The sequence below is a fragment of the Cupriavidus sp. MEYA8 genome (genome assembly GCF_059278825.1).
In genome coordinates, this window is record NZ_JCAEMD010000003.1 from 132,625 (window position 1) to 155,503 (window position 22,879).

The following is a 22,879-nucleotide window of genomic DNA, read 5'->3' on the forward strand; positions in this document are numbered from 1 at the left end:
AGAAAGGACTTCAGTCTTCCCAACGGCGGAACACCAGCGAGGTGTTGATCCCTCCAAAAGCGAAGTTGTTGCTCATCACATAGTCCGCGTCGAGCTGGCGCGGCGTGTCCATGATGTAGTCGAGGGGCGCGCAACGCGGATCGGGCGTGCTCAGGTTCAGCGTGGGCGCGAACCAGCCGTCGCGCATCATTTCGATAGTCATCCAGGCTTCCAGCGCGCCGCAGGCACCCAGTGTATGGCCCATGTAGCTCTTGAGCGAGCTGACCGGCATGTCGGGGCCGAACACCGTGTGTGTGGCGTGCGATTCGGCAATATCGCCGTGGTCCGTGGCGGTGCCATGCGCGTTGACGTAGCCGATGCGGCCGGGCTCAAGGCCCGCGTCTTCCAATGCCAATCGCATTGCCACGGCCATGGTCTCGGCCTTGGGCTGCGTCACGTGTGCACCGTCGCTGTTGGTACCGAAGCCGACGATTTCCGCCAGGATGCGCGCGCCGCGCGCCTGCGCGTGCTCGAGTTCTTCGAGCACCAGCGTGCCCGCGCCTTCGCCTAGCACCAGGCCATCGCGCGCGCTATCGAACGGGCGCGGCGTGGCCTGCGGGGTGTCGTTGCAGGTGCTGGTGGCAAAGAGGGTGTCGAAGACCGCCGCCTCGGTGGCGTCGAGCTCTTCCGCGCCGCCCGCGAGCATCGCGACCTGGCGGCCAGAGCAGATTGCTTCATAGGCGTAGCCGATGCCCTGGCTGCCGGAGGTGCAGGCGCTGGACGTGGTCACGATCCGGCCTGTAATGCCGAAGAACACGCCGATATTGACCGCCGTGGTGTGTGGCATCATGCGAATATAGGTGGTCGCGCTGATATCCTCTGTGGTGCGCTCGCTGCGCATGCGGCCAAAGTCAGCGACCGCCTCGGGCGTGCCGGTGGACGAGCCGTAGGCGATGCCGAGCTTGCCGCTGGCCAGCAGCGGGTCGCCCGCGAGGCCCGCGTCCTCCAGCGCCGCTTCGCTTGCTAGCACCGACATCAACGCCACCTTGCCCATCGAGCGCGTCAGCTTGCGCGTGTAGTGCGCTGGCAGCACCATCGGTGGCACGGGCGCGCCCAGCAGCGTGTTCAGGCCCTTGATATCTTCCCAGTCCGGCATGCGCACGACCGCGCTGCGGCCGGATTCCAGGGTGCTGCGCACCGTGGCCCAGTCATTGCCCAGCGCGCAGACTGCGCCGGTTCCGGTGACGACGACGCGCTTCATCCGAACATGCCTCCATTGACCGAGATCACCTGGCGCGTGATATAGCCCGCGTCGGGCGACATCAGGAAGGCCACCGTGGCGGCTACCTCATCCGGCGTGCCCAGGCGGCGCGCCGGGATTATACGCAGCGCTTCATCACGCACGTGTTGCTCGACCATGTCGGTGTCGATCAGGCCGGGCGCGACGCAGTTGACGGTGATCGAACGCTTGGCCAGCTCGATCGCCAGCGCCTTGGTGGCGCCGATGATGCCGGCCTTGGCCGCGCTGTAGTTGGCCTGGCCGCGGTTGCCCACCAGCCCCGACACCGACGACAGTGAGACGATGCGGCCCGGCTGGCGCCGCTGCACCATCGGCATCACGACCGGGTTGAGCACGTTGTAGAAGGCGTCGAGGTTGGTGTGGATCACCTCGTCCCACTCGGCGCCGCTCATGGCCGGGAAGGCCGCGTCGCGCGCCAGGCCCGCGTTGCACACCACGCCGTAGTAGCACTCGTGCGCGGCGATGTCGGCCAGCAGCGCGGCGGCGGCTTCCTCGCGCCGCGCCACGTCGAAGCACAGCACACGGGACTTGCGGCCGCAGGCGCGCACCGCGTCGGCGACGGAGTCGGCCTCATCGCGGCTGGCGCGGCAGTGCACCACCACGTCATAGCCGTCGCGGGCAAGCCGCAGGGCGATGGCGCGGCCGATGCCGCGGGACGAGCCCGTGACCAGCACGGTCGGATTGGTCATACCTGTTGTCCTTGCAGAAAGGCCTGCGCATCCGCAGGCTGGAAGACGGAGACATTGGCGCGCGCGACCTCGCGGCCATCCAGCGCCAGCCGGCAGGCGAACTGGCCCAGGCCGTTGTCGCCGGTCAGCTCCGCCCGCACGCTGATCGTGAGTTCGCTGCTGACCGGAAAGGCCGGTACGTCGCATTCATAGCGGCGCGAACCCAGCAGGAAGCCGATGCCTGGCGGGCGTCCCGCGCGCCGGTCGCGCACGCCCGCCCACGCGGCGATGGCCTGCGCCATGTATTCGATGCCGACCCAGCCGGGCATGCCAGCGGGATCGACGAAGAGCTGCCCGGGCCGCACCGTCGCACGCGCGGTGCAACCGTTGTCGTCGGCATACACCAGCGCGTCGAGCAGCAGCATGGCGCCACCATGGGGCACCACTTCGGCGACGGGCAGCAGAGCTGGCAAATCTTGCATGCGTTATCCCTCCCCCAGCACCAATACGCAGTTGCTGCCGCCAAAGGCGAACGAATGGCTCATCACGTAGCGGGGCGCGTGTCCGAGCGTGCTGCCTGGGCCGGCGACGTGCAGCGGCGGCAGCGCGGCATCAGCGGCGCCGTCCCACCAGTGCGGCGGCAGCCGGCCGTGCGGATTGCCCCTCAGGGTGAGCCACATCAGTGCCGCTTCGATCGCGCCGGCCGCGCCGAGCGTGTGGCCGGTCAGCGGTTTGGTGGAACTGACGGGTACCTCATGGCCGAGCACGTCGGCGACGGCATGCGCTTCCATCACGTCGTTGGCGGGCGTGGCGGTGCCGTGCAGGTTCACGTAGTCGATGGCACCGGCGCCGATGCCCGCACGCGTCAGCGCCTGCTGCATGGCCAAGCGCGCGCCCTTGCCTTTCGGGTCGGGCGCGGAGACGTGGTAGGCGTCGGACGATTCGCCCCAGCCGGCCAGGCGCACCGGCCCGGCTTCGCGCGACATCAGGAACAGCGCGGCGCCCTCGCCAAGGTTGATGCCGTTGCGGTTGGCCGACAGCGGATTGCAGCGCGTCGCGCTGACCGATTCGAGGGCGGAAAAGCCGGCTACGGTAAATGCGCACAGCGTGTCGACGCCACCGGCAAGAACCACGTCAGCCAGCCCGTGGCGCAGCAGCCGTGCGCCGGCGGCAAGCGCCTTGGCGCTCGACGAGCATGCGGTCGAAACGGTGTACGCAGGCCCCTTCGTTCCCAGCATTGCGGCGAGGAAGCTTGCCGGGGAGCCCAGCTCCTGCTGGCCGTAGTGGTAGTGCTGCGGCAATGCGCCGTCCCGGACCAGGCCCTGCACCGCCAGCTCGCCTTCGCGGATGCCCGAGGTGCTGGTGCCCATCACCACCGCTACGCGCGCGGGACCGACGCGCGCAAGCGCGTCATCCACCGCCGGCCGCACCTGCGCCAGTGCGTCGAGCAGCATGGCGTTGTTGCGGCTGCGATGGCGCGGCTCGGTATGCGCCGGCGCGGCATCGTCGGCAAGGTCGCTCACCGTGCCGAGCAGCAACTGGCGGCCGGGGCTGTAGCGGTCGGTGACTTCACCGGCCATGGGCGCGTCCGCCTGCCACATGGCTTGACGCACCGCGTCCTGCCCGCGCCCGAGCGCGCAGCGAAGGCCCACTGTGTTAAGGAACGCCGTCATGCCGCACCGCCTTGCGCTGGCAGGTTGCGGATCGTCAGCCGGTAGCCGTCGCGGTATTGCACGAACAGCGTGGTGGCCGCATTCGGAAAGCGGATCTCGGCAACGGTTTCGGTGCCCTGACGCAGCTGGCGCAAGGCGGGCGTCGCGTCGAAGCTCCATCCGGCGGGCAACGCGGCACGGATCGCATCGGCGGGCCACAGCGACAACTGCAGGTCGCTCAGGATGCGCTCTGGTTGCAGTTCCGCGGGCGCCCATGGCGAGCGCGATACCTGCAGCTTCATGCCATCCCAGTCCAGCCGCGCCAGCACCTGCCCCCCGGCCACGGCAGCGAGCCGCGTGTGCGCGCCATCGGCTTCCAGCAGCGCCATCAGCTCGCGGCGCTGGGTGCGGCCCTGCATCTGGAATTCGACGGTGATGTGCTGCTGCAGCTTCAGCTCGCGCTGCAGCGATGCCGGCGGCAGGCGCAGCAGCGCCGTGGCGCCGGCCTGCGGAGCGGCGCGTTCAGGAGCGGCACCCGGCGATGCACAGCCCACTGCCAGGGCAGTGGACAACGCCAGCGCGGACAAGCTAAGACGGCGCATCAGACGTTGCAGAACTTTTCCAGCACCGCCAGCCGGCGGCGCGGCTCGGCCACGAAGGGGTTGTTGCGGTCCCACGCGTAGCCGGCCAGGATCGCGGAGATCATGCCGCGGATCTCCGGGGTGGCGTCGGGATGGAAGATCAGCTTCTGGAAGCGGCCTTCGTACCAGGCTTCGACAAAGACGCGGAAGCAGTCCACGCCGGCCTTGAGCGGCTGGGCGAAGTCCTTCTCCCAGTCCACGGTGTCGCCGGCAAGCTGGCGCACCAGGCATTGCGCCGCCAGGCTGGCCGACTTGAAGGCGATGGTCACGCCGGACGAGAACACCGGGTCCAGGAACTCCCCGGCATTGCCAAGCAGCGCATAGCCGTTGCCCCACAGTGACTTCACATTGGCCGAATAGCCGGCGATCTGGCGCGCGGGGGTGTCCCACTGCGCATTGCCAAGCAGCTTCGCCAGGCCGGGTTCCTCGGCCACCAGCGCCCGCAGCCGTTCGGTCTCGGTGCCGGTGTAGCGGTCCAGGAATGCTTTCTCGGCAACCACGCCCTGCGAGCAGCGGCCGTCCGAGAACGGGATGGTCCAGTACCAGACGTCCGGGTGTTGCGGATGCACGCTGATCAGGATCTTGTTGCGGTCGAAGGCGCCCGGCGCGATGCGGTCTTCCACGTGGGTGAAGAGCGCGCTGCGCACCGGGAAGCCGGACGGCGATTCCAGCTGCAGCAGGCGCGGCAGGATGCGGCCAAAGCCGGAGGCATCGAGCAGGAACTTCGCGCGCACCATGTACCGGCTGCCGTCCGGCGCACGCACGGTCACCACCGGCTGCGTGCCGCTGACGTCGACGTCCTCGACCAGGTGCGAGAAGCGCACCTCGGCACCCTGGCGCGCCGCTTCGCGGATCAGCACGTCGTCAAAGCGTGCGCGCTGTACCTGGTAGGTGGTGCCCCAGCCGGGCGAGAATTTCTCGCGGAAGTCGAAGGCGGTCTGCTGGTCGCCGCGCGAGAAGGCGGCGCCGTTCTTGTACTGGAAGCCCGCTTCCACCACCGCGCGCAGCATGCCGGCCTCTTCGATGTAGGCCATGCTCTGCGGCAGCAGGCTTTCGCCGATGGAAAAGCGCGGGAAGGTCTCCTTCTCGATCACCAGCACCGGAATCCCATGCTTGCGCAGCAAGCCGGCCGCGACCGAGCCCGCGGGCCCCGCGCCGATGATGACGACATCCGTGGTTTCCGTTTTCATAAGCTTCAACTCTCAATACTCAGGGACTGCGAGATGACGGGCACAGGCACGTGGCTCAGTGCCCGCCATGCGAATTTCCTTGCTGCGCCAGCGGCCGGAACCATGGTGACAGCACCCACACCGCGCCGACGCCGGCCAGCATGGTGACGCCGAACGCATGCAGCGCAGGCGTGGACGACAGCGCCAGCAGGCCGAAGGCGAGTAGCGTACTCGCCGCGCCCAGCACGATCGCCGTCCACGATACGCCATCGCCGGGATGCTCCAGCAGGAAGATGCCGTAGTCGACGCCGACGCCCAGCAGCAGCGCGAGCGCCAGCACCGGGAACAGCTGCAGCGGCACGTGCAGCCAGCCTAGCAGCGCCACGCTGAACAGCGCCGCCAGCAGGGTCGGCAACAGTGCGCGCCAGGCGGCGCGGCCGTAACGCCACGCCAGCAGCACCGAGACCGCGGCGGCGCCGGCCAGCAGCAGCCAGCTCATCAGCACGCGGTAATGGTGCAGCAAGCCGGACAGGTCCGCCACCCGGTCGACCCATTCCACGCCGGCCACGCCGGCCACGGCGACCTGCACCTTGGGCATGGTTTTCGGGTCGTCCAGGCCCCGCAGCAGCATCACGCTGGCGTAATTTCCGTCCTTGCCTTCGCGGCCCACCCACAGGTGGCGCAAAGCTTCCGAGACCGGATGGGCCAGCCACACCGGCAAGGTCAGCACTTCGTCCGGTCCGGCCATCTCCGTGCCGGCAGCGTGGCTGGCGGCCGTGCCGGTCACGTGCGCAATGCGCTCGCGCACCTGCGCCTCCAGCTTCGATGCCAGCGCCGCGTCGGCACGCTGGCGTGCCGCGGAGGGCACCCAGTCGGACAGCGCGACAAAGCCGTCGATGCCGCCGTCCGCCATGATGCCAGCGAGCGCCGTCTTGGCGGCTTCTTCGCGCTGCAGCACCTGGTCGGCGGAAGCGCCGCGCACCAGCAGGAATTGCGCCGGGCTCGGGCTGCCGAGCAGGCGGCCGGCAGTGCGCTGTGCTTCGATCAGCGCGGGGGGCGAGCTTTGCAACTGGCGCACGTCGTCCACGACCTTCACCTGCAGCAAGCCCGGCACGATGAAGGCGGCCAGCACCGCAGCCAGCAGCAACGTGCGGCGATCGGCACGGGCGCGCGGCCAGCGTGCCAGGCTGTCGGCCAGCCACGCCGACAGCCGCGTCGGCCGCAGGCTGCCGCGGTCCAGCAGCGGGAACCAGATCACCACAGTCAGGAACGCAGCGACCAGGCCGACTGCCGAGAACAGCGCCATCTGCCGCAGCCCCGGGAACGGCGCGATGCCCAGCGCCAGGTAAGCGACCACGCTGGTCGACAGCGCCAGCGTCATGCCCGGCAGCAGCCGGCGCATCACGCCCGCCGGTGTGCGCCGGCCATCGGCCTGACGGGTCACGAAGTAGTGGATGCCGTAGTCCTCGGCCACGCCGACCAGGCTGGCGCCGAACACCAGAGTGATCAGGTGGACGCGCTCGAACACGGCGCCGGTCACGGAGATCGCCGCGGCGGTGCCGATCAACAGCGACAGCGCCACCAGAACGATCGGGCGCAGCGAGCGGAAGGCCAGCCACACCAGCAGCAGCACCGCCGCCAGCGAGCCCAGCCCGATCACGTTCATCTCGAAGCTGGCCTGCGCTGCGGCCGCCTCGGCGTGCAGCGGGATGCCGGCCATCACCACATGCACCGCGTCTTGCCCCTGGCGCGCGCTGGCATCGGCATTGGCCAGCAGGTCGCCGTAGTCGGTATCGCCGCTGACCGAGAACGCGGGCTTGCTGATGCGATAGGTCAGCAGCACCCAGTGCATGCCTTCGGCCGAGAACGCCGCCAGCCCGTCGCGCTCGCGCACGCGGGTCAGGTCGGCGCGCGACAGCCACCAGCCCTGCCACAGCCCGAGCGGATCGGCGGACCAGCCCGACAGGCTGGTGCCGGCCGAGAACTGGTAAAGCCGCCCCAGCGCCTGCTGCGCCAGCGTGTCGGCATCGGCGCGGCCGAGCGTGGCGCGCTGCGCGTCGGTCAGCAGGTGGTCGCGCCAGGGGCGGTAGAAGGCCAGTGCGGCGTCGAAATCGAAGGCTGCGATCTTGTCGACCGGGCGCAGCAGCTCGGGGTGCGCGCCGGTGGCCTGGCCGAAGCGCTGCGCGGCCGTCTTTGCCTGCTGCCAGTCGGGCGCGCCGACCAGCACGATGATCTCGCGCGAGACCCCGTCGGCCAGCTGGCGCAGCACGCGGTCGGCGGTGGCGGTGCGCTCGCTGCCGGGCAGCAGCGCCATCACGTCGGTGTCGATGCGCGCGCTGCGCCAGAAGCTGGCCTGGTGCAAGGCCAGCGCCAGCACGGCCAGCAGCCAGGCGAACGCCAGCACGCGAGCCAGCGGCGCCATGCCCGCCAGGCCGGCGCGGGCGCGGACCGGAACGCGGTTGGCGGAATCACTCAAAGCGCTGGGCCTCCGCGGCGGAGAGCTTTGGCGCCGCCACCGGCTCGATCAGGCGGATCTGAGTAGCGTCGCCGCCGGCTTCTTCCAGCCGGATGCTGCGCACGAAGCGGTCGCCGCTCAGTTCGATGCGGGCAAAGGCGCGCCGGATGCCGTTGTCGGTCGGCGTCAGCGTCAGCGCCCAGCCGTCCTTGCCGGCGAGCTTCGCATCCAGCGCAAAGCGCTTCGACAACGCCGACAGGTCGCCGCGCAGCACCGCGATCATCGATTCACCGACCACGCGCATCGCCGGCTGCTCGTCAGCGGCAAGGCGCTGCTGCACCTGGCCGTCGGCGCCGCGCACCACCAGTTGCGTGGGCGTTACCAGGAGGCTCGACACGATCGGCTCGCGCGTGGCCCAGGCCAGCCCGCGCTCGCGCGCGAGCAAGAAGTCGCCGCGCGAGACCAGCGGATTGGTAAAGCCCGCCAGCTGGCGCTTCTGCTCGAAGCGGCCGCGGATCACCGGGGCATCGACCAGCCGTGCGGCGATGGCGCCGAGCGTATCGGCCGACTGCACCGGCAACGCCGGCAGGCAGGCAAGTGCCGCGAGGGCGGCCAGCAAGGTGCGGCGCTTCATGGCTTCACCCCCAGTCGTTCCCACAGCACCGGCGGGGATTCGTAGCACATCTCTCCGGTGCCCATATCCACCGCCACCTGCACCGAATAGCCCTTGGTCAGGCGCTCGCCGGTGGCGGCATCGCGCAGCGCGTAATCGATCTTGAGCCGGTTCTCCCACTCGACGATGGTGGCGCGCACGATCACGGCCTGGCCGTAGACCAGCGGGCGCACATAGCGCAGGCGCAGGTCGACCACCGGCCACGCATAGCCGGAATCGCGCATGGCGGGATAGTCGTACTGGAACCGCGCCAGCAGCGCGCAGCGCGCCTGCTCCAGGTAGCGCACATAGTTGCCGTGCCACACCACGTCCATCGGGTCGAGGTCGTGGAAGGCGGGGCTCAGGGTGATCTCGTGGCTGAGGTCTGGGGTCATGGCACTGTGAGGGTCGGTCGCGGGCTCAGCGCGCGCGCCCGGGCGTGTTGTCCGGGTTGGCCCAGAAATCATAGAAGTTGAACCAGTCGTATGGCGACAGCACCAGCAGTTGCGCGAGCCAGTCGGCATAGGCGGTGGCATAGCCGGTCAGCGCCTCGACGCGGTTCGCGCGCGGCAGCCGCACTTGGCGCGCCAGTTCAGTGAAGCGCAGTAGGTGACCCTCGCCGTGGCGGATGCAGCCCATCGCGAACAGGGGGCAGTCCATCAGCGCGGCCAGCACGTACGGTCCCACCGGAAAGCGCGCGGGCGCGCCCAGGAACGGGACGCTGACGGCACGCCCGCCATGGGCCGGGGCGCGGTCGCCGGCAATGGCGACAAACTCGCCGGCACGGACCTTGTCGGCCAGCTCCTGCGCAGTGGCCGGCGAGATTTCCTCGACCTGGTACAGCTGCAGCGTCGCGCTGGGATCGATGCGGGACAGGATACGGTTGAAGCGCTGCGCATGCGCGGTGTGCACCAGCACCGTCAGGCGCAGGCCGCGGCGATGGCGCGCCAGTACGCGGCACAGCTCCAGGCAGCCCATATGGGCGGTGACGATGATGCCGCCCTGGCCGCTTTCGATCTGGCGCAGCATCACCTCCGCGCCTTCGCGCGTGACGTTGCCAAAAGCATAGCGCCCGCCGATCGCCAGCAGCTTGTCGAGCAGCGTGTCGGCGAACGCATACAGATGGCGTAGCGTATTGCGTGCGCCGGGCCCGGCGCCGGCCGCCCCGGTCACGCGGTGTACGCGGCGCAGGTAGTCGAGCGAGGCCCGGCGTGCGGCGCTGTGCGTCAGCCAGTAATAGGTGACCACGGGGTACAGCACCGCGCGGAAGGCCAGGCGGCCGAACAGGCGATGGATTGCGTACAGGCACCAGACTCCCCACACGCAGGTGGCTTCGCCGATGCGGCTCCAGTGGCGCGCGGCAGTGGGGGTGGCCGGCGCCGCGCCGGGTGCGGTCATGCTCATGCCAGCTTGCGTCCGATCAGCGCCGGCAGGCGGCGCAGCATGCCGAAGAACAGGCGCGTATGCATCCAGGAAATGCGCAGGTTGTCGCGCAAGATGCGGAAGTGCGAGACGCCGTCGCTGGGGTAGGTCACCGGCGTCGGGATGTTGATGATGCGCACGCCGCGCCAGACCAGCCGTACCAGGATCTCGATGTCGAATTCCATGCGCGGGCCGATGCGCGCCGCGCGCGTAAGCGGCACCACATCCGCCAGCGGATAGACGCGCAGCCCGCACATCGAATCGCGCACCGCGAACGACAGCGTATGGACCCAGACCCACACGTGCGTCAGGTAGCGCCCGAGCAGCCGCGCGCGCGGCACCGAGGCATCGTAGACCGGATTGCCGCAAACCATTGCCGTCGGGTTGCGTTGCGCCATGTCGAGGAAGGCGGGAATGCAGCCGGCGTCGTGCTGGCCGTCCGCATCGATCTGCAGCGCGTGGGTGTAGCCGGCGCGCCAGGCCGCCTCGAAGCCGGCCATCACGGCCCCGCCCTTGCCCTGGTTCAGTTCGAGCCTGACCAGCGTGACGCGGCCGTCCGGGCGCGCCGCGAGTTCGCGCAGCACGACGGCGCATTCGGCATTGCTGCCGTCGTCGACCAGCAGGCACGGCACCGGGTGCGCCAGGATCGCATCGACCATGGCGCCGATGGCGCGCTCGTGGTTGTAGACCGGCACCAGTACCACCGGACGGAAGTCGGCCTCAGCCATGCTCGCTCCTGAAGACGATCCGGCCGCTGGCGTGCGGGCCTGCTGCCGAGGTCAGGCGGAATGCCAGCGCCAGCTTGTCCGGCAGCCATTCCAGGTCCAGCCGCACCTGGCTGCCGGGGCGGATCACGCCCTGGAACTTCAGCACGTCCAGCCGCAGGAAACGCTCGCGTGCGGGCACCGGCAGGCGCTGCGGCGCCAGCGCCATGACCCAGTCAAGCTGCGCCACGCCGGGCACGATCGGCGTGCCGGGGAAATGCCCGTCGAAGATCGCCAGGTGTTCGCCGACGTCCAGCGTGGCCGTGGCAGCGTTCCCGCTGCCTTCGCTCCAGACCGCGCGCGGCAAGGTCTGACGGAACAGGTCGCGTAGCATCGCCTCAGTGGTCTTGCCCTGCGCGTTGCAAGGCAGTGCCTGAGTGGCCAGGTGCCAGCGACGCGGCAGCGCGAGCGGATCGACGGTGTCGGCCAGTGTCGCCTTCAACGCGGCGATCAGCGGGGGCCGGCCAGCCTCGGCCAGCATGGCGGCGCCGGCCTCGGCCAGGACCACCGCAGCCGCCACGCGCGTGCCGACATCCAGGTCGACCAGCACCACGCGCGCATCCTGCACCAGCGGCGATGCCGCCAGCGCCTGTTCGATGCGGGTCAGCGACACGCGCTTCTCTTCGATCTTGGCGACGCGGTCGGCGCGCCCGGCCAGCACGAGGCCCTGTTCGCCGTCGGCCAGCGCACGGTCTGCGCAGACATGCCAGTCGTCAGTGGCCAGGTGCGCCGAGCGCACCGCCAGGAAGCCGTCCTGCAGGCGCCAGGCCACGCCGGGCAGCGCCGTCCAGCGGTCCTGCTGGCGTGCGCGCTGGCGCCAGGCGATGCCGCCGGTTTCGGAGCTGCCGAAGACTTCGATGGGCGATTGCCCGAGATGGCGCAGCGCGTCGTCCGCCGCCGTGGGCGGCAATGGCCCACCGGAGGAGAACACCGCACACACCGCCGCGCGGGCAGCGGACCAGTCCAGCGATTCCGGCATGCGGCGCAGGTGCGCCGGGCTGCTGACCAGCACCACCGGCGAACTGTCGCAGGCGGCGACCACTTCCTCATGGAAGGCGAGGCGCGCGTGCGGCAACGCGCGGCCGGCTGCCAGCGGCCACAGCACACAGAACAGCAGGCCGTAGATATGCTGGTGCGAAACCGTGGTCAGCAGCCGAACGTCCGGCGGCAGTTGCGCGCCAAAGGCGGCTTGCAGCGCGCCGGTTTCCGCATCGAGCTGCGCCAGCCGCTTGTGGATGGCCTCGGGCGCGCCGGTGGAGCCGGACGTGAACAGCGTGACGCCAGTATCGTCGGGCGACAGCGGCGGCCAATCGCCGGCATCGCCGTCGAGGTCCTGCCGCGACTGCAAGCCATCCGGCAGTTCGCCGGCCCAGCCGTCAGTGTGCACGCGTAGCGCCTGCAGCGTGTCCGGGCGCATGTCGCCGGGCAGCACCACGTGCTTGCCCGCATGCCATGCGCCGAAGAGGGCGGCGGCGAATTCCTGCGTCGATTCGATATGGATGGCCCAGCGCGCGCCCGGCGCCACGGCAAAGGCCGCGCGCCATGCGGCCGCGCGGGCCAGCAGGCGGGCGGCGTCGGCATCGGCGCCCGGCTGCGCTGCGATGCGACGAGCCAGCGCCGCCATCGCGCCGCGGATACCCGTCCACTCAGTCATGACGGCTCCTTGCCATGACCTGCTGGCGCACCAGCCACTCGCCCGCGAACATCGCCCCGATCAGCACGTAGGCGATGGCGCCGTTATAGAGCGCCCACACGCGGTCGCTGGCAAACCAGGCGGTGGCCAGCGCGATCGAGCCGTTGCCGCAGAAGAACAGGCACCACGCAGCGGTGACCCTGCGCGTGTAGGCCACGCCGGCCTGCGGCAGGTCCGGGTCGCGCAGCCGGGCCAGGCGCTCCACCACGGTGGGCGGACGCCACAGGGTCCAGCCGAACACCGCCAGCAGCACCGCGTTGACCAGTGCCGGGTAGAGCTTGAGCGGCATCGCCTCGCCGGAGGCGAGCACCGCCAGCGCGATCGCGCCCGCGACAAGCGCCAGCGGGCGCCAGCCGGCGTGCCGCACTGCGGCCAGGCGCAGCACCGTCAGCGCGACCAGCAGCAATGCCACCATGCGCGGCGGCCAGTACTGCAGCCCGACATAGACCGCCACCGGGTAGCACAGCGTCAGCGCACCCAGGCTCCAGTTGCGCCACGCCATCAGGCCGTCGCAGCGGAATCGGAGTCGATCAGCAGCGCCAGCGCCTGCACCACGTCCTGAATGGTGCGCACGGATTTGAATTGCTCGGGCTTGAGCGGCTTGTCCAGCATCGGCTTGAGCTTGACCAGCAGGTCGACCGCGTCGATGCTGTCGATGTCCAGGTCTTCATAAAGCCGGGCTTCCGGACGGATGCGGTCGGCGTCGATTTCAAAGGAGTCCTGCAGGACTGCCGAAACGCGCGCAAAGATTTCGTCGTGGGTCATGGTCATGCCTACCAGCTTGAAACAATCGGATACCAGGGGCGTACTCAGGCCGAAGCCTGTTCGGCGCGATGCGCGGTGACGAACGCTGCCAGCGTGGCAACGCTGGCAAAACGGGCGCGCACCACCTCCTTGTCGCCGCTCATGGAGACGCCGAAGCGCTTCTGCAGCGCCAGGCCGAGTTCGAGCGCATCGATCGAATCCAGGCCCAGGCCTTCGACGAACAGCGGCGCTTCGCTGTCGATGTCTGCGGGCGCCACTTCCTCCAGCGACAGCGACGAAACGATCAGTTCTTTGATTTCTTGTTCAAGCGCCTGCACGGCAAATCTCCTTGGAAAAATAATCGGCGAGCGCCAGCGTGACCTCGCGTACAGCCATGGCGTCGTCGGCGCCCGCGGTTGCGAGCTGCCGGGTGTCTATATCCTCACGCACGTCGATGACGTAGCGCGGCCTGCGTACCGGTACGCGGAACCACTTCTCGCCCTTGCGCAGCGTGGGCGGCTCGCAACGGATGATCACCGGCGTCAGCGCAAAGCCGCCGCGCACCGCGATATTGGCGGCGCCGCGCTGCAGCCGCAGGCTGCCGTCGGCCGAGGTGCGCGTGCCCTCCGGAAAGATCACGAGGTTGTTGCCCGCGCGCAGCGAGTCGATGCAGCCCTGCACCATGGCCGCGCCGGAATTGTTCTGCACGTAGCCCGTGGCCAGCACCGGCCCGCGCGTAAACGGGTTGCGCGCCAGCTCCGCCTTGACCACGCAATCGGCGCAGCGCGTCAGCGCGATCAGGAATACCACGTCGATCAGCGACGGGTGGTTGGCCACGATCAACAGCCCTTCGCGTTGCAGCCGCTGCGCGTTGCGCACCTCATAGCGGATCACGCCCACTGCGCACATCAGCCACAAGAACAGCCGGAAAGCGTAGTGGATCACATTCTTGCAGATGCGCTGGCGCCGCGCCGCGCTCCACGGCGCGAGTGCGAGTAGCGGGAACACCAGCACGCGCAGCACCAGCCCGCCCAGCCCGAAGCCGGAAAAGCACAGCCCGGTGGCGCAGACGCGCCAGGCGCGATCGAGGCGCTCAACCATAGCATTCAACCATGACGCTGCCACTGCCAGCTGGCATGCTCGCCGCGATAGCGCAGCTGCGCGTCGCCGGCCAGCATAAAGCGCAGCACGTCCAGCCCATGCGGGAGATGGGGCAGGTGCGGCACTGCCGCCACGGGTTCATCCGTGAGCGCCAGCGTATAGAAAGGTTCGCCCGCGCGCGGCGCGGCGATACGCCAGCACCAGCTATAGGGGCAGGCGGTCTCGTCGGCAAACGCCGCGTAGGGCGCCGCCACAGGCTCGTCATAGTGGACCAGCAGCACTTCGGGCGCGCCGTCGGCCAGCAGGCTGCAGGCTTCGAGCACGGCCGCCTCCACGGTGTCGCGCCCGGCGGACAAGGCCAGCAGGTTGCCCGTATCGGCCAGGTCGATCGAGCGCAGCGCGCCGATAGCGTTGTGCACCGACAGCCCGAACGCGGTCGGCGACAGCGCCTCGCCGGCCGCCAGTTCCGTCAGCATCGTCACCAGCCGGCTGGTATCGCCATGGCGCGAGGCAAAGACCGCGGGCACTTCGGCCGCACTATCGCCGGTTGCGCAGCCATAGGCCGAGGCCAGCGCCACGCGCCCCAGGCCGGGCAGGCGCCGGCGCAGCATCGCGGCCATCTGCGGCAGCGCGGGCGCCTCTGCCGGCGCCGCTGGCAAGTGCGGGGCGGCGCTCCATGCGCGCCAGTCGTCCGCGGCGTGCAGGCCGCCGGCCCAGGCCGACCACGCGCGAATGCCGAAGGCGAGCGCCATGTCGTGCCCCACTGCGCCGGTATTGCCGCTCATGCCAGACCGCCTTGCGCGCCGGCCGGGCACCCGCGGGCCAACGACGCGCCGCAATGGCTGCCGAAAGCGAAAGGGAGGGCGGGGCGATTCATGATGATGGCTGGAAAAATGGACGGCAGAGGGGCGGGATTTGGGCGGGCGCCATTTTACTCAAATCGACACCCGGAGAATGTCAAAAATCTTGCTCTGTGGCGAAAATGCTTATCTGGCAGCCGCGCGGGCTGGTTTCCAGCCCGCGCGGCCTTGCCGGTACGTGTCTGCCATTAATGCCCTACGAGGCAATTCCGAGCAACGGAAAAAGGCAGAACCAAGCCCCAGTCCCTTTTTGGTTTTTTGCGTTGACACAACGAAATGTAAACTTTCGTCACGCGCCGGTTCTAGACCTTGAAATAATGCAAGACTCTTGGTACGTCCGTTCTGCCCTACGGCGCGCCATACCCGTCGCCGCAGCCTGATGGTGGTGGGGCAGGAGCGCGAGCTTCCTCGCCGGGCTTTGTCACGTGGGGAGGCCGGTCGCGTAAGATGGAGCGATGAAGAGGAACTCGCTCTATCACGGCCACCGGTTTCCGGCGGCGATCATCAGTTGCGCGGTACGCTGGTACTTCCGGTTCAACCTGAGCCTGCGCGATATCGAGGAGCTGCTGTTCGAGCGCGGTGTCGTCGTGACCTACGAGACCATCCGCCGCTGGTGCGACAAATTCGGCGCGGGCTACGCCCATCGTGTGAAAGCCGCACGGCGCAAGGCGGGCACCACCTGGCACCTCGACGTGATGTTCGCGGCGAGCCCTACCTGCTGTGGCGTGCGGTCGACGAACATGGCGCCGAACTCGACATCCTGCTGCAGAAGCGGCGCGACAAGGCCGCGGCCAAACGCTTCTTCCTGCGCGTGCTGCGTTCCTGCCCGGCACCGCGCAAGATCGTCACCGACCAGTTGCGCAGCTATCCGGCCGCAAAGGCCGACATCGCGGAGCTGGCAGGCGTCAGGCACGTGTTTGTGAAGGCCGCCGCCCGCGTGAACAATAGCGCCGAGAACAGCCACCAGCCGACCCGCGAACGCGAGCGGCGCATGCGTGGATTCCGCGACCCGAAGCGCACGCAGGACTTCCTGTCGAGCTTCGGGCCGATCCGGCAGCATTTCGCGCTGAAACGGCATCTGCTGCGCGCTTCGCTCTACCGCAAACACCTCGCTGCGAGATTCGCTACCTGGTACGAATTCACTGACGTGGCCCAAAATCCGTCAACCGCTTCCTGAACAGTGGCCACGCTCACCGCGGCCTCGCCTCGATATTGGCAAGTTGACAAAGCCCTTTGGATACGAAAAGTTGCGTCATCCTGCGTGCAATTTGTTGACTTGGCTGTGTGACAGAAGGTAACGGGCAACTCACAAGCTGCATCCTATTCTGTTCCACATCCGGTGCCCATCTTGGTACAAGAACAGTAGAAGGGCACATCGCCTGCCCCCGTTCACAACCAAGGAAACCCCATGGCGGCCACCAGGGCCGATGCCTATGCTGCCTTCGATCGCGTTGTGACGATCTACGGCGCCAAGTACCCCAAGGCGACTGGCGTGCTCACCAAGGACCGAGACAACCTGCTGACCTTCTACAACTTCCCGGCCGAGCGCTGACAGAACATTCGCATGACCAACGCGATTGAGTCGACCTTCGCGACCGTGCGTCACCGCACGGGCCCGCCCTTCAAGCCGATTGAGGAGGCCGAGAAAACATGGCGCCGCATCAAGTGCCGAACATATCAAACTGCTCCTGAAGGCCGTCCCCTCCAAGGACTGTGCACCGGCACAAGACAATCCGACCTGCTTTTGATCCATATATGAGAATCAGTTCCACTTATTAGCTTTAATAAAATGACTTTTTAAGTGTAGAGGTTCGGCCTTTCGCTGGCCAGCGCCCGCCGCCTATGCTGCCGCGTCAAATTTAGGATCTGCCCGTGATTGCGCGTGCGTGTATAAGTCAGTTGGACGTAACATTGTTGCAATTGTTGAGATTTCCGCGCGCTGCCATACGGTATCATTTTTTTGGCTCAAGTCTGAGTTAAAGGAAATTCTGACCTGAGCTGTCTCCCCAACAAGTGAGTTGGATTTGCTCCCACCTGATCGGGTGGGAGCGTTTGTTTTCCTTGTCGATACGCCGCCGTGGGACTGCGCCGATAGGTGTCTTACCTATGCAGCGTCCGCCATGACGCTGCCGGATCGGCGTCGAAATAGGACGGCCAGGAGCTTCAGCCCAGCGAGTCTGCGTCTGGCGGCCTTCATAACCAGCGCCTCGTCAGAGGAACGCCTGGGGCTATCGTAATCAGGCATTTTGTATCGCCCCCGCTTGCGCGCTCACGAACCTCAGGGCGAGAACTTGTTGAACTCTTCATGGCTGTTCCATCCTTTCAGGAACTAGAGCCTCCTCAAAACCCCGGGGCGGTTCATTTCCCGGGTTCTCGCTCGCGCTCGCAGTGCCTGCCCCTGGGGCGATGACTCGCCCTCCCATCGCCGGCGCTGGCCTAAGGGGCCCGCGTCGCGCTGTTTTCCGCACTCCGCAGTGCTATGGCCAGAACCTGGTAGTGTCCTGTTCCGCTGATTCGTTCGCAAAATCTCTTCAGCTTGGCGAGAATTGAATCCGCGATGGCCGTCCAGTTGAATGGCTTGCAATTCTGGTTGTAGGGAGCGACGAAGTGATCGATTTTTGCACAAGCTCCTTGACCGAGGTGAAGGAGCCCCGACAGATGGCCTTGGCGGTGATGATCAAGAAAAAGCGTTCGACCTGATTCCGGCGTCCGCCGTGGCGCCGATGAGGTGATGCCCTATGGGGCTGCAGCGCCGCGCCAATGAAAAAAGGCACCCGAAGGTGTAATGCCGTTCAGTTATGGTTCCTGTTGAGGAAGCGAACGGCGTAGCGTGAAGGGCGGGACTTGACGACCCGGTCGCATGAGCGGCCGGGTCGTTTCACATTGGGCAGCGACTTTAGGCGCTCGCGTAGGCGCCGCAGGCAGGCAGGCAATTTGGCATAGGCTGGCGTGACGGCCGCCCACATCATCTCGTGCTGGATGACATGGAAGGCGCGCACGAAGCTCATGTCGGTCGGCGCGAGCTTCGCTTCTCGGGCGGCGCTGGCCATCTCGCGGCGAATCAGGTTGTAGGCGATCAAGGCGCCCCAGATTTCCTGGCATACCCATCGACGGTTCGGCTGCGCAAGGTCAGCTCCATGCCGAGCATCGACTGCTTCAGTTCCCGGTAGCTCGTTTCGATCTGCCAGCGACGTTCGTAACAGGCGACGATGTCAGCAGGTTTGAAGCGTCGGCGATCGAGCAGCGACGTCAGCAGAATTCGACAACGTCCGCGTGCATCGATCGTGCGGATCGCCCGCGCCTGCCAGAATTCCGGCAGCGCCGGACACTTCTTGCGTGCCTGCGGCGAAACACGCATGCGTACCGTGGCGTCCTCGGCCGTACCGGCCGTAACCTCCCAGCACGTGTTGGATTTGGCCGGAATCAGGAAGTGGCGGTTGTGCCCGCCCATCGTCAGGCCGCAAAGGATCTCGGCAGCCAGGAAGCCTTTGTCGAATACCGTCAGCGAATCATCCGGTATCTGCGGCAACAAGCCTTTGGCGTACACCATCTCATTGCTGTCATAGCGACCGAAGCTGGCGCCCGCGACCAGATGAGTGGGGATCGCAGTCAGCGTCACCACGCGCACCTGCGGATAGCTGGAGACCCTGCGAGCGTAAGCTTGGGCGCCGAAGTGCTCGCGGTTGGCGGGGCTGTCGGTCGTGCGTAGCGTGGTGCCATCCATCGCCCACAAGCTGAGTCCCTTGAAGGCGTAGTCGCTGGCGTCCTGCAGACTCCAGGCGCGCGCAGTTCGTTCGAACAGCCAGGCCAGCGGCGCCTCGCCAACGCGCTGGCGGGCTTGTGCTGCCGCGCTTTTGCTGACGAACGGCGCCACCTCGTCAGGCAGTGCCAGTTCCAGATTGTCGAGTACTTCGCTGATCGACCAATGGCGGTACATCGCCAGCGCAATCACCAGCCATACCACCTGTTCAGCGGGCAACCGACGGGACGGATACTTGCCGTTCCCGTCGCCTCTACCGCGCGCTCGATCCACTCGTACGGAAGATGCTCGGCCAGCCGACTTAAGTCGGCCGGCTGTTGCGCTTCGAGCAGGAAGGTCAGGTGACTGGAGAGCATCGCGCCCGAAAGTTAACACCTCGGCGCAACGTTTACAACTTCCTCTGACGCTACATACAAAAATGCCGTTCAGCTCTTAACTGAACGGCATTCACCCGAAGGTGCCTTTCAGGCTCAGCCTTGCGACTGGCGATCAGAACTTGTGGCGGATACCCACGGCGGCGCCGACCTGGTTGTCCTTGCCCTGGCCCAGGAAGTAGGCATTGGCAAAGCCGATGGCCGAGGTATCGAAGTTCAGGCCTGCGTTCTTGGCGTAGGCCGCGGTCAGGTACACGTCGGTACGCTTGGACAGGTTGTAGTCGGCGATGAACGACACCTGCCACGGGTTCTTGACGTTGACGCCGGCCAAGTTCTTAACGTCGTCGTAGTTGTACTGCAGCATCAGGCCCAGCGCCGTGGTGGCCTGGTAGTTGGCGCCGATCCAGTAGTAGTCGTCGCGCAGGATGGTCGCGTCGGTGGCCGACTTCGACTGGCCCCAGCGGTAGCCGCCCATGATCTTGGCCGGGCCGAAGGCGTAGCTGGCAGCGGCGGCAGCCTTCTTGAAGGTGCCGGTCGCGCCGGTGACGGCGCTCAGCGTCGGGTTGTACTGGTCGTAGGCGGCGGTAATGGCGAACGGACCGGCAGCATAGGCCAGGCCGGCACCGTAGCCTGTGTCGCGGCGGAATTGGCCCGGGACTTCGCCGTTGCCGGCAACGCCGTTACCGAATGTCCAGTGGGCGATCGCGGTGACCGGACCGAACTTGCCGGTGTACTTGGCGGTGTTGTCCGAGCGGAAGTTCAGGCCCAGCTGCGCGACCACCGGTTCATACTGGGTGGCATAGCCGGACGGGGAGAAGTTGGCGAGCAGGTCGAACAGCGTGGTGTACTGGCGACCGAAGGTGAAGCGGCCCACCTGGTCGCTTTCCAGGCCGACGTACGCCTGACGACCGAAGAGACGGCTGCCTTGCTGCATGGCGCCATTGTCAAGGCCGAAACCGCTTTCCAGCACGAACAGTGCCTTCAGGCCGCCGCCCAGGTCTTCCACGCCACGCAGGCCCCAGCGCGAGCCGGACAGGCCGCCGGAAGACATCCGGAACAGGTTGTGCGCCGGGCCCGGGAACGGGTTAGCGGCGCTGGCGTTGGTCGGGTTTGTCGTCGACATATTGCTGACGTATTCGAGGTTCGCATCGACCACGCCATACAGGGTCACGCTCGATTGGGCCTGTGCCGCCCCAGCCAATGCGCCAAGCGCTGCCAGCGCCAGAAGTGATTTCTTCATGCTCATTGATCTCCACGATAAAAATTATTGGTGACGACCCGGGAGAACCTCCTGTTGGTCTCCATCCCCCGCGCGTCAAACTTCCTGGGAAGTTGCGAAGTGCTGTAACAAACAACCCTTAATTCACTAGTCAGGCCAATCCCCCTTGTCTTCTTTCAACAACCCAGGGCTTCTGAGCAGCCGGGCGCATCAATGCAAGAGGCATAGATCCGTCAACGACGGAACAGGACAACGTGGTCATTGCATCTTGCTGGATCAGCCGTGCGCGGTTCTTGGTGAGCACGCACGGCTGTGCGCATTCATGCGAAACAGGCGCAGGTGAAAGCCGAACCCAGTCGGCAATCTCCTGGATATCCGCTCTTACAGAGCCAGTTGCTTCGCAGCCAGGTCCTTCATGATTTCTTCGGCGCCCCCGCCGATCATCATTACCTTGACCTCGCGATACAGCCGTTCCACACGGTTGCCGCGCATATAGCCCATCCCGCCCAGCAACTGCACCGAGCGGTCCGCGCAGAACTGGAACGTACGCGTGGCCATGTTCTTGGCCATGGCGATCTGTGCTACCGGCGCGGCGCCGTCGTCCAGGCGCGCCGCCAGGTCGTCCAGCAAGGCGCGCGTGGCCTCGATGCGCGTGGCCATGTCGACCAACTGGTGGCGAACCACCTGGTGGTCGGCCAGCCGCTTGCCGAAGGTGCGGCGCTCGCGTGCCCAGGCCAGTGCGTCGTGGAAGCAGACCTGTGCGTAGCCGCAGGCGGCTGCAGCGAGTGCCAGGCGTTCGTGGTTGAAGTTTTTGGTGATGGCGGCAAAACCCTTGCCTTCCTCGCCGATCAGGTTTTCCACCGGCACGCGGCAATCGTCGAAGAACAGCTGCGCGGTGTCGGATGCCCACCAGCCCATCTTCTTCAGCGGCGTGCGCGTGAGGCCCGGTGTATCGCCCTCGATCAGCAGCAGCGATACGCCGCTCGCGCCCGGGCCGCCGGTGCGGACCGCCACTGTGAAGTAGTCCGCGCGCATGCCCGAGGTGATGTAGAGCTTGGTGCCGTTGACCACGTAGTGGTCGCCCTCGCGCCGCGCGCTGGTGGACAGCTGCGCCACGTCGGAGCCGGCGTCTGGCTCAGTGATGGCCAGCGCGGAAATTTTTTCACCGGACAGGATGTGCGGCAGCACGCGCGCCTTCAGCGCCTCGCTTCCCACCGCTGCGATTGGCGGCGCACCGATGGTGTGCGAGAACAGCCCTGATGCAATCCCGCCAGAGCCGCCCCAGGCTCGCTCTTCGAAGAGAATCATGCGGTAGAACGGGTCGCACGGCGCGCCACCGTATTCCTCGGGAAAACCAGGCTGCAGCAGGCCAGCCTCAGAAGCCTTGTAGTACAGTTCGCGCGGAAAGCTGCCGGCTTCGTCCCAGGCGTCGGCATAGGGCGCCACCTCTTTTTCGAAGAAGCGCCGTACACTGGCTCGGAAGGCTTCGTGGTCGGCGCTGTAGTAGCGCGGATTTGGCGGTTGCAGGATCATGATGTCGCTCATTCGTCGGACGGCGTGAGGCACTGCGGCAGCGTGTAGAGCGGGAAGCCGTTGAAGGGCTCCGAGCGCTGGTGCTCGGGCTGCGGCCAGGTATGTTTGGCGTTCGGCACGCCGCCGTCGACGCGGATCGTCGAGCCGGTAATAAAGGCCGCTGCCGGCGAGAGCAAGAACACCACCGCCGCGGAGACTTCCGCTTCGGTGCCCAGGCGCTGCAGCGGGACCTTGCGCGCCAACTGGCGGATTTTGGTTTGGAATTCAGTTGGATAGGTGTCGAAGCCGCTTGAAGCGATCCAGCCCGGCGCCACGGCGTTGACGCGCACGCCGGCGGCGGCCCATTCGCAGGCCGCCGTTTCGGTGAAAGACAGCATGCCAGCACGCGCCGCGCCCGAATGGCCCATCCCCGGCATGCCATTCCACATATCGGCAATGATGTTTACGATGGCGCCGCCGTTGGCTTCCATCCATTGCGTGAAGCATTCGCGCGCCACCAGAAAGCCACCGGTGAGGTTGTTGCGCACCACGGCTTCCCAGCCCTTCAGGCTGATGTCGCGCAGCGGCGACGGAAACTGCCCGCCGGCGTTGTTGAAGAGGCCGTCGATGCTGCCATGCGCGGCCAGCACGGCGGCTACGGTGTCGCGCACCTGCGCCTCGTCGCGGATGTCACAGGTATGTAGCGTAATGCGGCTGGCGACGTCAGGCTCGGCGGCAATGAGCTCGGCCTTCACCTGTTCGAGCTTCTCCAGCTTGCGGCCAGCCAGCGCGAGACGCGCGCCAAGTCTGGCCAGCTCGTGTGCCGTGCACCGGCCGATGCCGCTGCCGGCGCCGGTTACAAGGACGGTGCGGCCGACGAACAGCCCATCTTGGAATACAGAACGATATTGCAT

General features: G+C 67.1%; 20 protein-coding genes and 4 pseudogenes. 2 read left to right on the top strand and 22 right to left on the bottom strand.

All coding sequences use genetic code 11. The features are described from left to right. Nucleotides 1-10: 10 nt before the first annotated feature. Genes AC5WJ1_RS28545 through AC5WJ1_RS28625 form a run of 17 tightly spaced genes read right to left on the bottom strand, consistent with a single transcriptional unit; the run spans nt 11 to nt 15,025 of the window. Complete coding sequence (locus tag AC5WJ1_RS28545; protein ID WP_494477302.1) at nt 11-1,240, bottom strand: beta-ketoacyl-ACP synthase; 1,230 nt, start codon at nt 1,238-1,240, stop codon at nt 11-13. Next, entirely contained in the window at nt 1,237-1,968 is a 732-nt protein-coding gene (gene fabG / locus AC5WJ1_RS28550) for a 3-oxoacyl-ACP reductase FabG (RefSeq protein ID WP_494477303.1), read from the bottom strand. Before fabG ends, AC5WJ1_RS28545 begins: the two co-directional genes overlap by 4 nt. Next, entirely contained in the window at nt 1,965-2,429 is a 465-nt protein-coding gene (locus AC5WJ1_RS28555) for a hotdog family protein (RefSeq protein WP_494477304.1), read from the bottom strand. The genes fabG and AC5WJ1_RS28555 overlap by 4 nt, the downstream gene beginning before the upstream one ends. Before the next feature lie 3 nt (nt 2,430-2,432). After that, nucleotides 2,433-3,620 (bottom strand): beta-ketoacyl-ACP synthase, encoded by a 1,188-nt coding sequence (locus AC5WJ1_RS28560; protein WP_494477305.1) that lies wholly within the window; start codon nt 3,618-3,620, stop codon nt 2,433-2,435. Beyond that, entirely contained in the window at nt 3,617-4,201 is a 585-nt protein-coding gene (locus AC5WJ1_RS28565; RefSeq protein ID WP_494477306.1) for a DUF3261 domain-containing protein, read from the bottom strand. The genes AC5WJ1_RS28560 and AC5WJ1_RS28565 overlap by 4 nt, the downstream gene beginning before the upstream one ends. Beyond that, nucleotides 4,201-5,430 carry an NAD(P)/FAD-dependent oxidoreductase gene (locus tag AC5WJ1_RS28570; protein ID WP_494477307.1) on the bottom strand — a complete coding sequence of 410 codons (1,230 nt, stop codon included), beginning with the start codon at nt 5,428-5,430 and terminating at the stop codon, nt 4,201-4,203. Before AC5WJ1_RS28570 ends, AC5WJ1_RS28565 begins: the two co-directional genes overlap by 1 nt. Nucleotides 5,431-5,485: 55 nt before the next feature. Beyond that, nucleotides 5,486-7,885, bottom strand: a complete 2,400-nt coding sequence (locus AC5WJ1_RS28575) for an MMPL family transporter (protein ID WP_494477308.1) — start codon at nt 7,883-7,885, stop codon at nt 5,486-5,488. Further along, entirely contained in the window at nt 7,878-8,498 is a 621-nt protein-coding gene (locus AC5WJ1_RS28580) for an outer membrane lipoprotein carrier protein LolA (protein WP_494477309.1), read from the bottom strand. Before AC5WJ1_RS28580 ends, AC5WJ1_RS28575 begins: the two co-directional genes overlap by 8 nt. Next, complete coding sequence (locus AC5WJ1_RS28585; protein ID WP_494477310.1) at nt 8,495-8,911, bottom strand: acyl-CoA thioesterase; 417 nt, start codon at nt 8,909-8,911, stop codon at nt 8,495-8,497. The genes AC5WJ1_RS28580 and AC5WJ1_RS28585 overlap by 4 nt, the downstream gene beginning before the upstream one ends. A 25-nt stretch (nt 8,912-8,936) precedes the next feature. Beyond that, a complete protein-coding gene (locus tag AC5WJ1_RS28590; RefSeq protein WP_494477311.1) occupies nt 8,937-9,920 on the bottom strand; it encodes a lysophospholipid acyltransferase family protein in 984 nt (327 codons plus the stop codon). Further along, complete coding sequence (locus AC5WJ1_RS28595) at nt 9,917-10,666, bottom strand: glycosyltransferase family 2 protein (protein WP_494477312.1); 750 nt, start codon at nt 10,664-10,666, stop codon at nt 9,917-9,919. The genes AC5WJ1_RS28590 and AC5WJ1_RS28595 overlap by 4 nt, the downstream gene beginning before the upstream one ends. Then, nucleotides 10,659-12,356 carry an ApeI family dehydratase gene (locus AC5WJ1_RS28600; RefSeq protein ID WP_494477313.1) on the bottom strand — a complete coding sequence of 566 codons (1,698 nt, stop codon included), beginning with the start codon at nt 12,354-12,356 and terminating at the stop codon, nt 10,659-10,661. Before AC5WJ1_RS28600 ends, AC5WJ1_RS28595 begins: the two co-directional genes overlap by 8 nt. Then, nucleotides 12,349-12,897, bottom strand: coding sequence for a COG4648 family protein (locus AC5WJ1_RS28605; protein WP_494477314.1), 549 nt, complete (start codon nt 12,895-12,897; stop codon nt 12,349-12,351). Before AC5WJ1_RS28605 ends, AC5WJ1_RS28600 begins: the two co-directional genes overlap by 8 nt. Next, nucleotides 12,897-13,160 carry an acyl carrier protein gene (locus tag AC5WJ1_RS28610; RefSeq protein ID WP_042880317.1) on the bottom strand — a complete coding sequence of 88 codons (264 nt, stop codon included), beginning with the start codon at nt 13,158-13,160 and terminating at the stop codon, nt 12,897-12,899. The genes AC5WJ1_RS28605 and AC5WJ1_RS28610 overlap by 1 nt, the downstream gene beginning before the upstream one ends. A gap of 44 nt (nt 13,161-13,204) precedes the next feature. Further along, the gene (locus AC5WJ1_RS28615; RefSeq protein WP_414220592.1) at nt 13,205-13,477 is read right to left on the bottom strand and encodes a phosphopantetheine-binding protein; all 273 of its coding nucleotides are present in this window, start codon (nt 13,475-13,477) and stop codon (nt 13,205-13,207) included. Beyond that, complete coding sequence (locus tag AC5WJ1_RS28620) at nt 13,464-14,240, bottom strand: lysophospholipid acyltransferase family protein (RefSeq protein WP_494477315.1); 777 nt, start codon at nt 14,238-14,240, stop codon at nt 13,464-13,466. The genes AC5WJ1_RS28615 and AC5WJ1_RS28620 overlap by 14 nt, the downstream gene beginning before the upstream one ends. 5 nt (nt 14,241-14,245) lie before the next feature. Next, a complete protein-coding gene (locus AC5WJ1_RS28625; RefSeq protein ID WP_494477316.1) occupies nt 14,246-15,025 on the bottom strand; it encodes a beta-ketoacyl synthase chain length factor in 780 nt (259 codons plus the stop codon). A 530-nt stretch (nt 15,026-15,555) separates the two neighbouring features. Here AC5WJ1_RS28625 and AC5WJ1_RS28630 point away from each other — a divergent pair. Next, a pseudogene (locus tag AC5WJ1_RS28630) lies at nt 15,556-16,277 on the top strand (IS6 family transposase). Nucleotides 16,278-16,508: 231 nt separating this feature from the next. Further along, nucleotides 16,509-16,848 (top strand): annotated as a pseudogene (locus AC5WJ1_RS28635) (transposase); the annotation flags it as partial. 748 nt (nt 16,849-17,596) lie between these two features. On the opposite strand, the pseudogene AC5WJ1_RS28640 reads toward AC5WJ1_RS28635, so the two are convergent. From AC5WJ1_RS28640 to AC5WJ1_RS28660, 5 genes and pseudogenes are all read right to left on the bottom strand, one after another. Then, a pseudogene (locus tag AC5WJ1_RS28640) lies at nt 17,597-17,802 on the bottom strand (IS630 family transposase); the annotation flags it as partial. 90 nt (nt 17,803-17,892) lie between these two features. Further along, nucleotides 17,893-19,216: pseudogene (locus tag AC5WJ1_RS28645) on the bottom strand (IS4 family transposase). A 133-nt stretch (nt 19,217-19,349) separates the two neighbouring features. Then, nucleotides 19,350-20,474 carry a porin gene (locus AC5WJ1_RS28650; RefSeq protein ID WP_494477317.1) on the bottom strand — a complete coding sequence of 375 codons (1,125 nt, stop codon included), beginning with the start codon at nt 20,472-20,474 and terminating at the stop codon, nt 19,350-19,352. Between the two features lie 360 nt (nt 20,475-20,834). Next, complete coding sequence (locus AC5WJ1_RS28655; RefSeq protein ID WP_494477318.1) at nt 20,835-21,986, bottom strand: acyl-CoA dehydrogenase family protein; 1,152 nt, start codon at nt 21,984-21,986, stop codon at nt 20,835-20,837. A gap of 8 nt (nt 21,987-21,994) precedes the next feature. Next, the gene (locus AC5WJ1_RS28660; protein WP_494477319.1) at nt 21,995-22,879 is read right to left on the bottom strand and encodes an SDR family oxidoreductase; all 885 of its coding nucleotides are present in this window, start codon (nt 22,877-22,879) and stop codon (nt 21,995-21,997) included.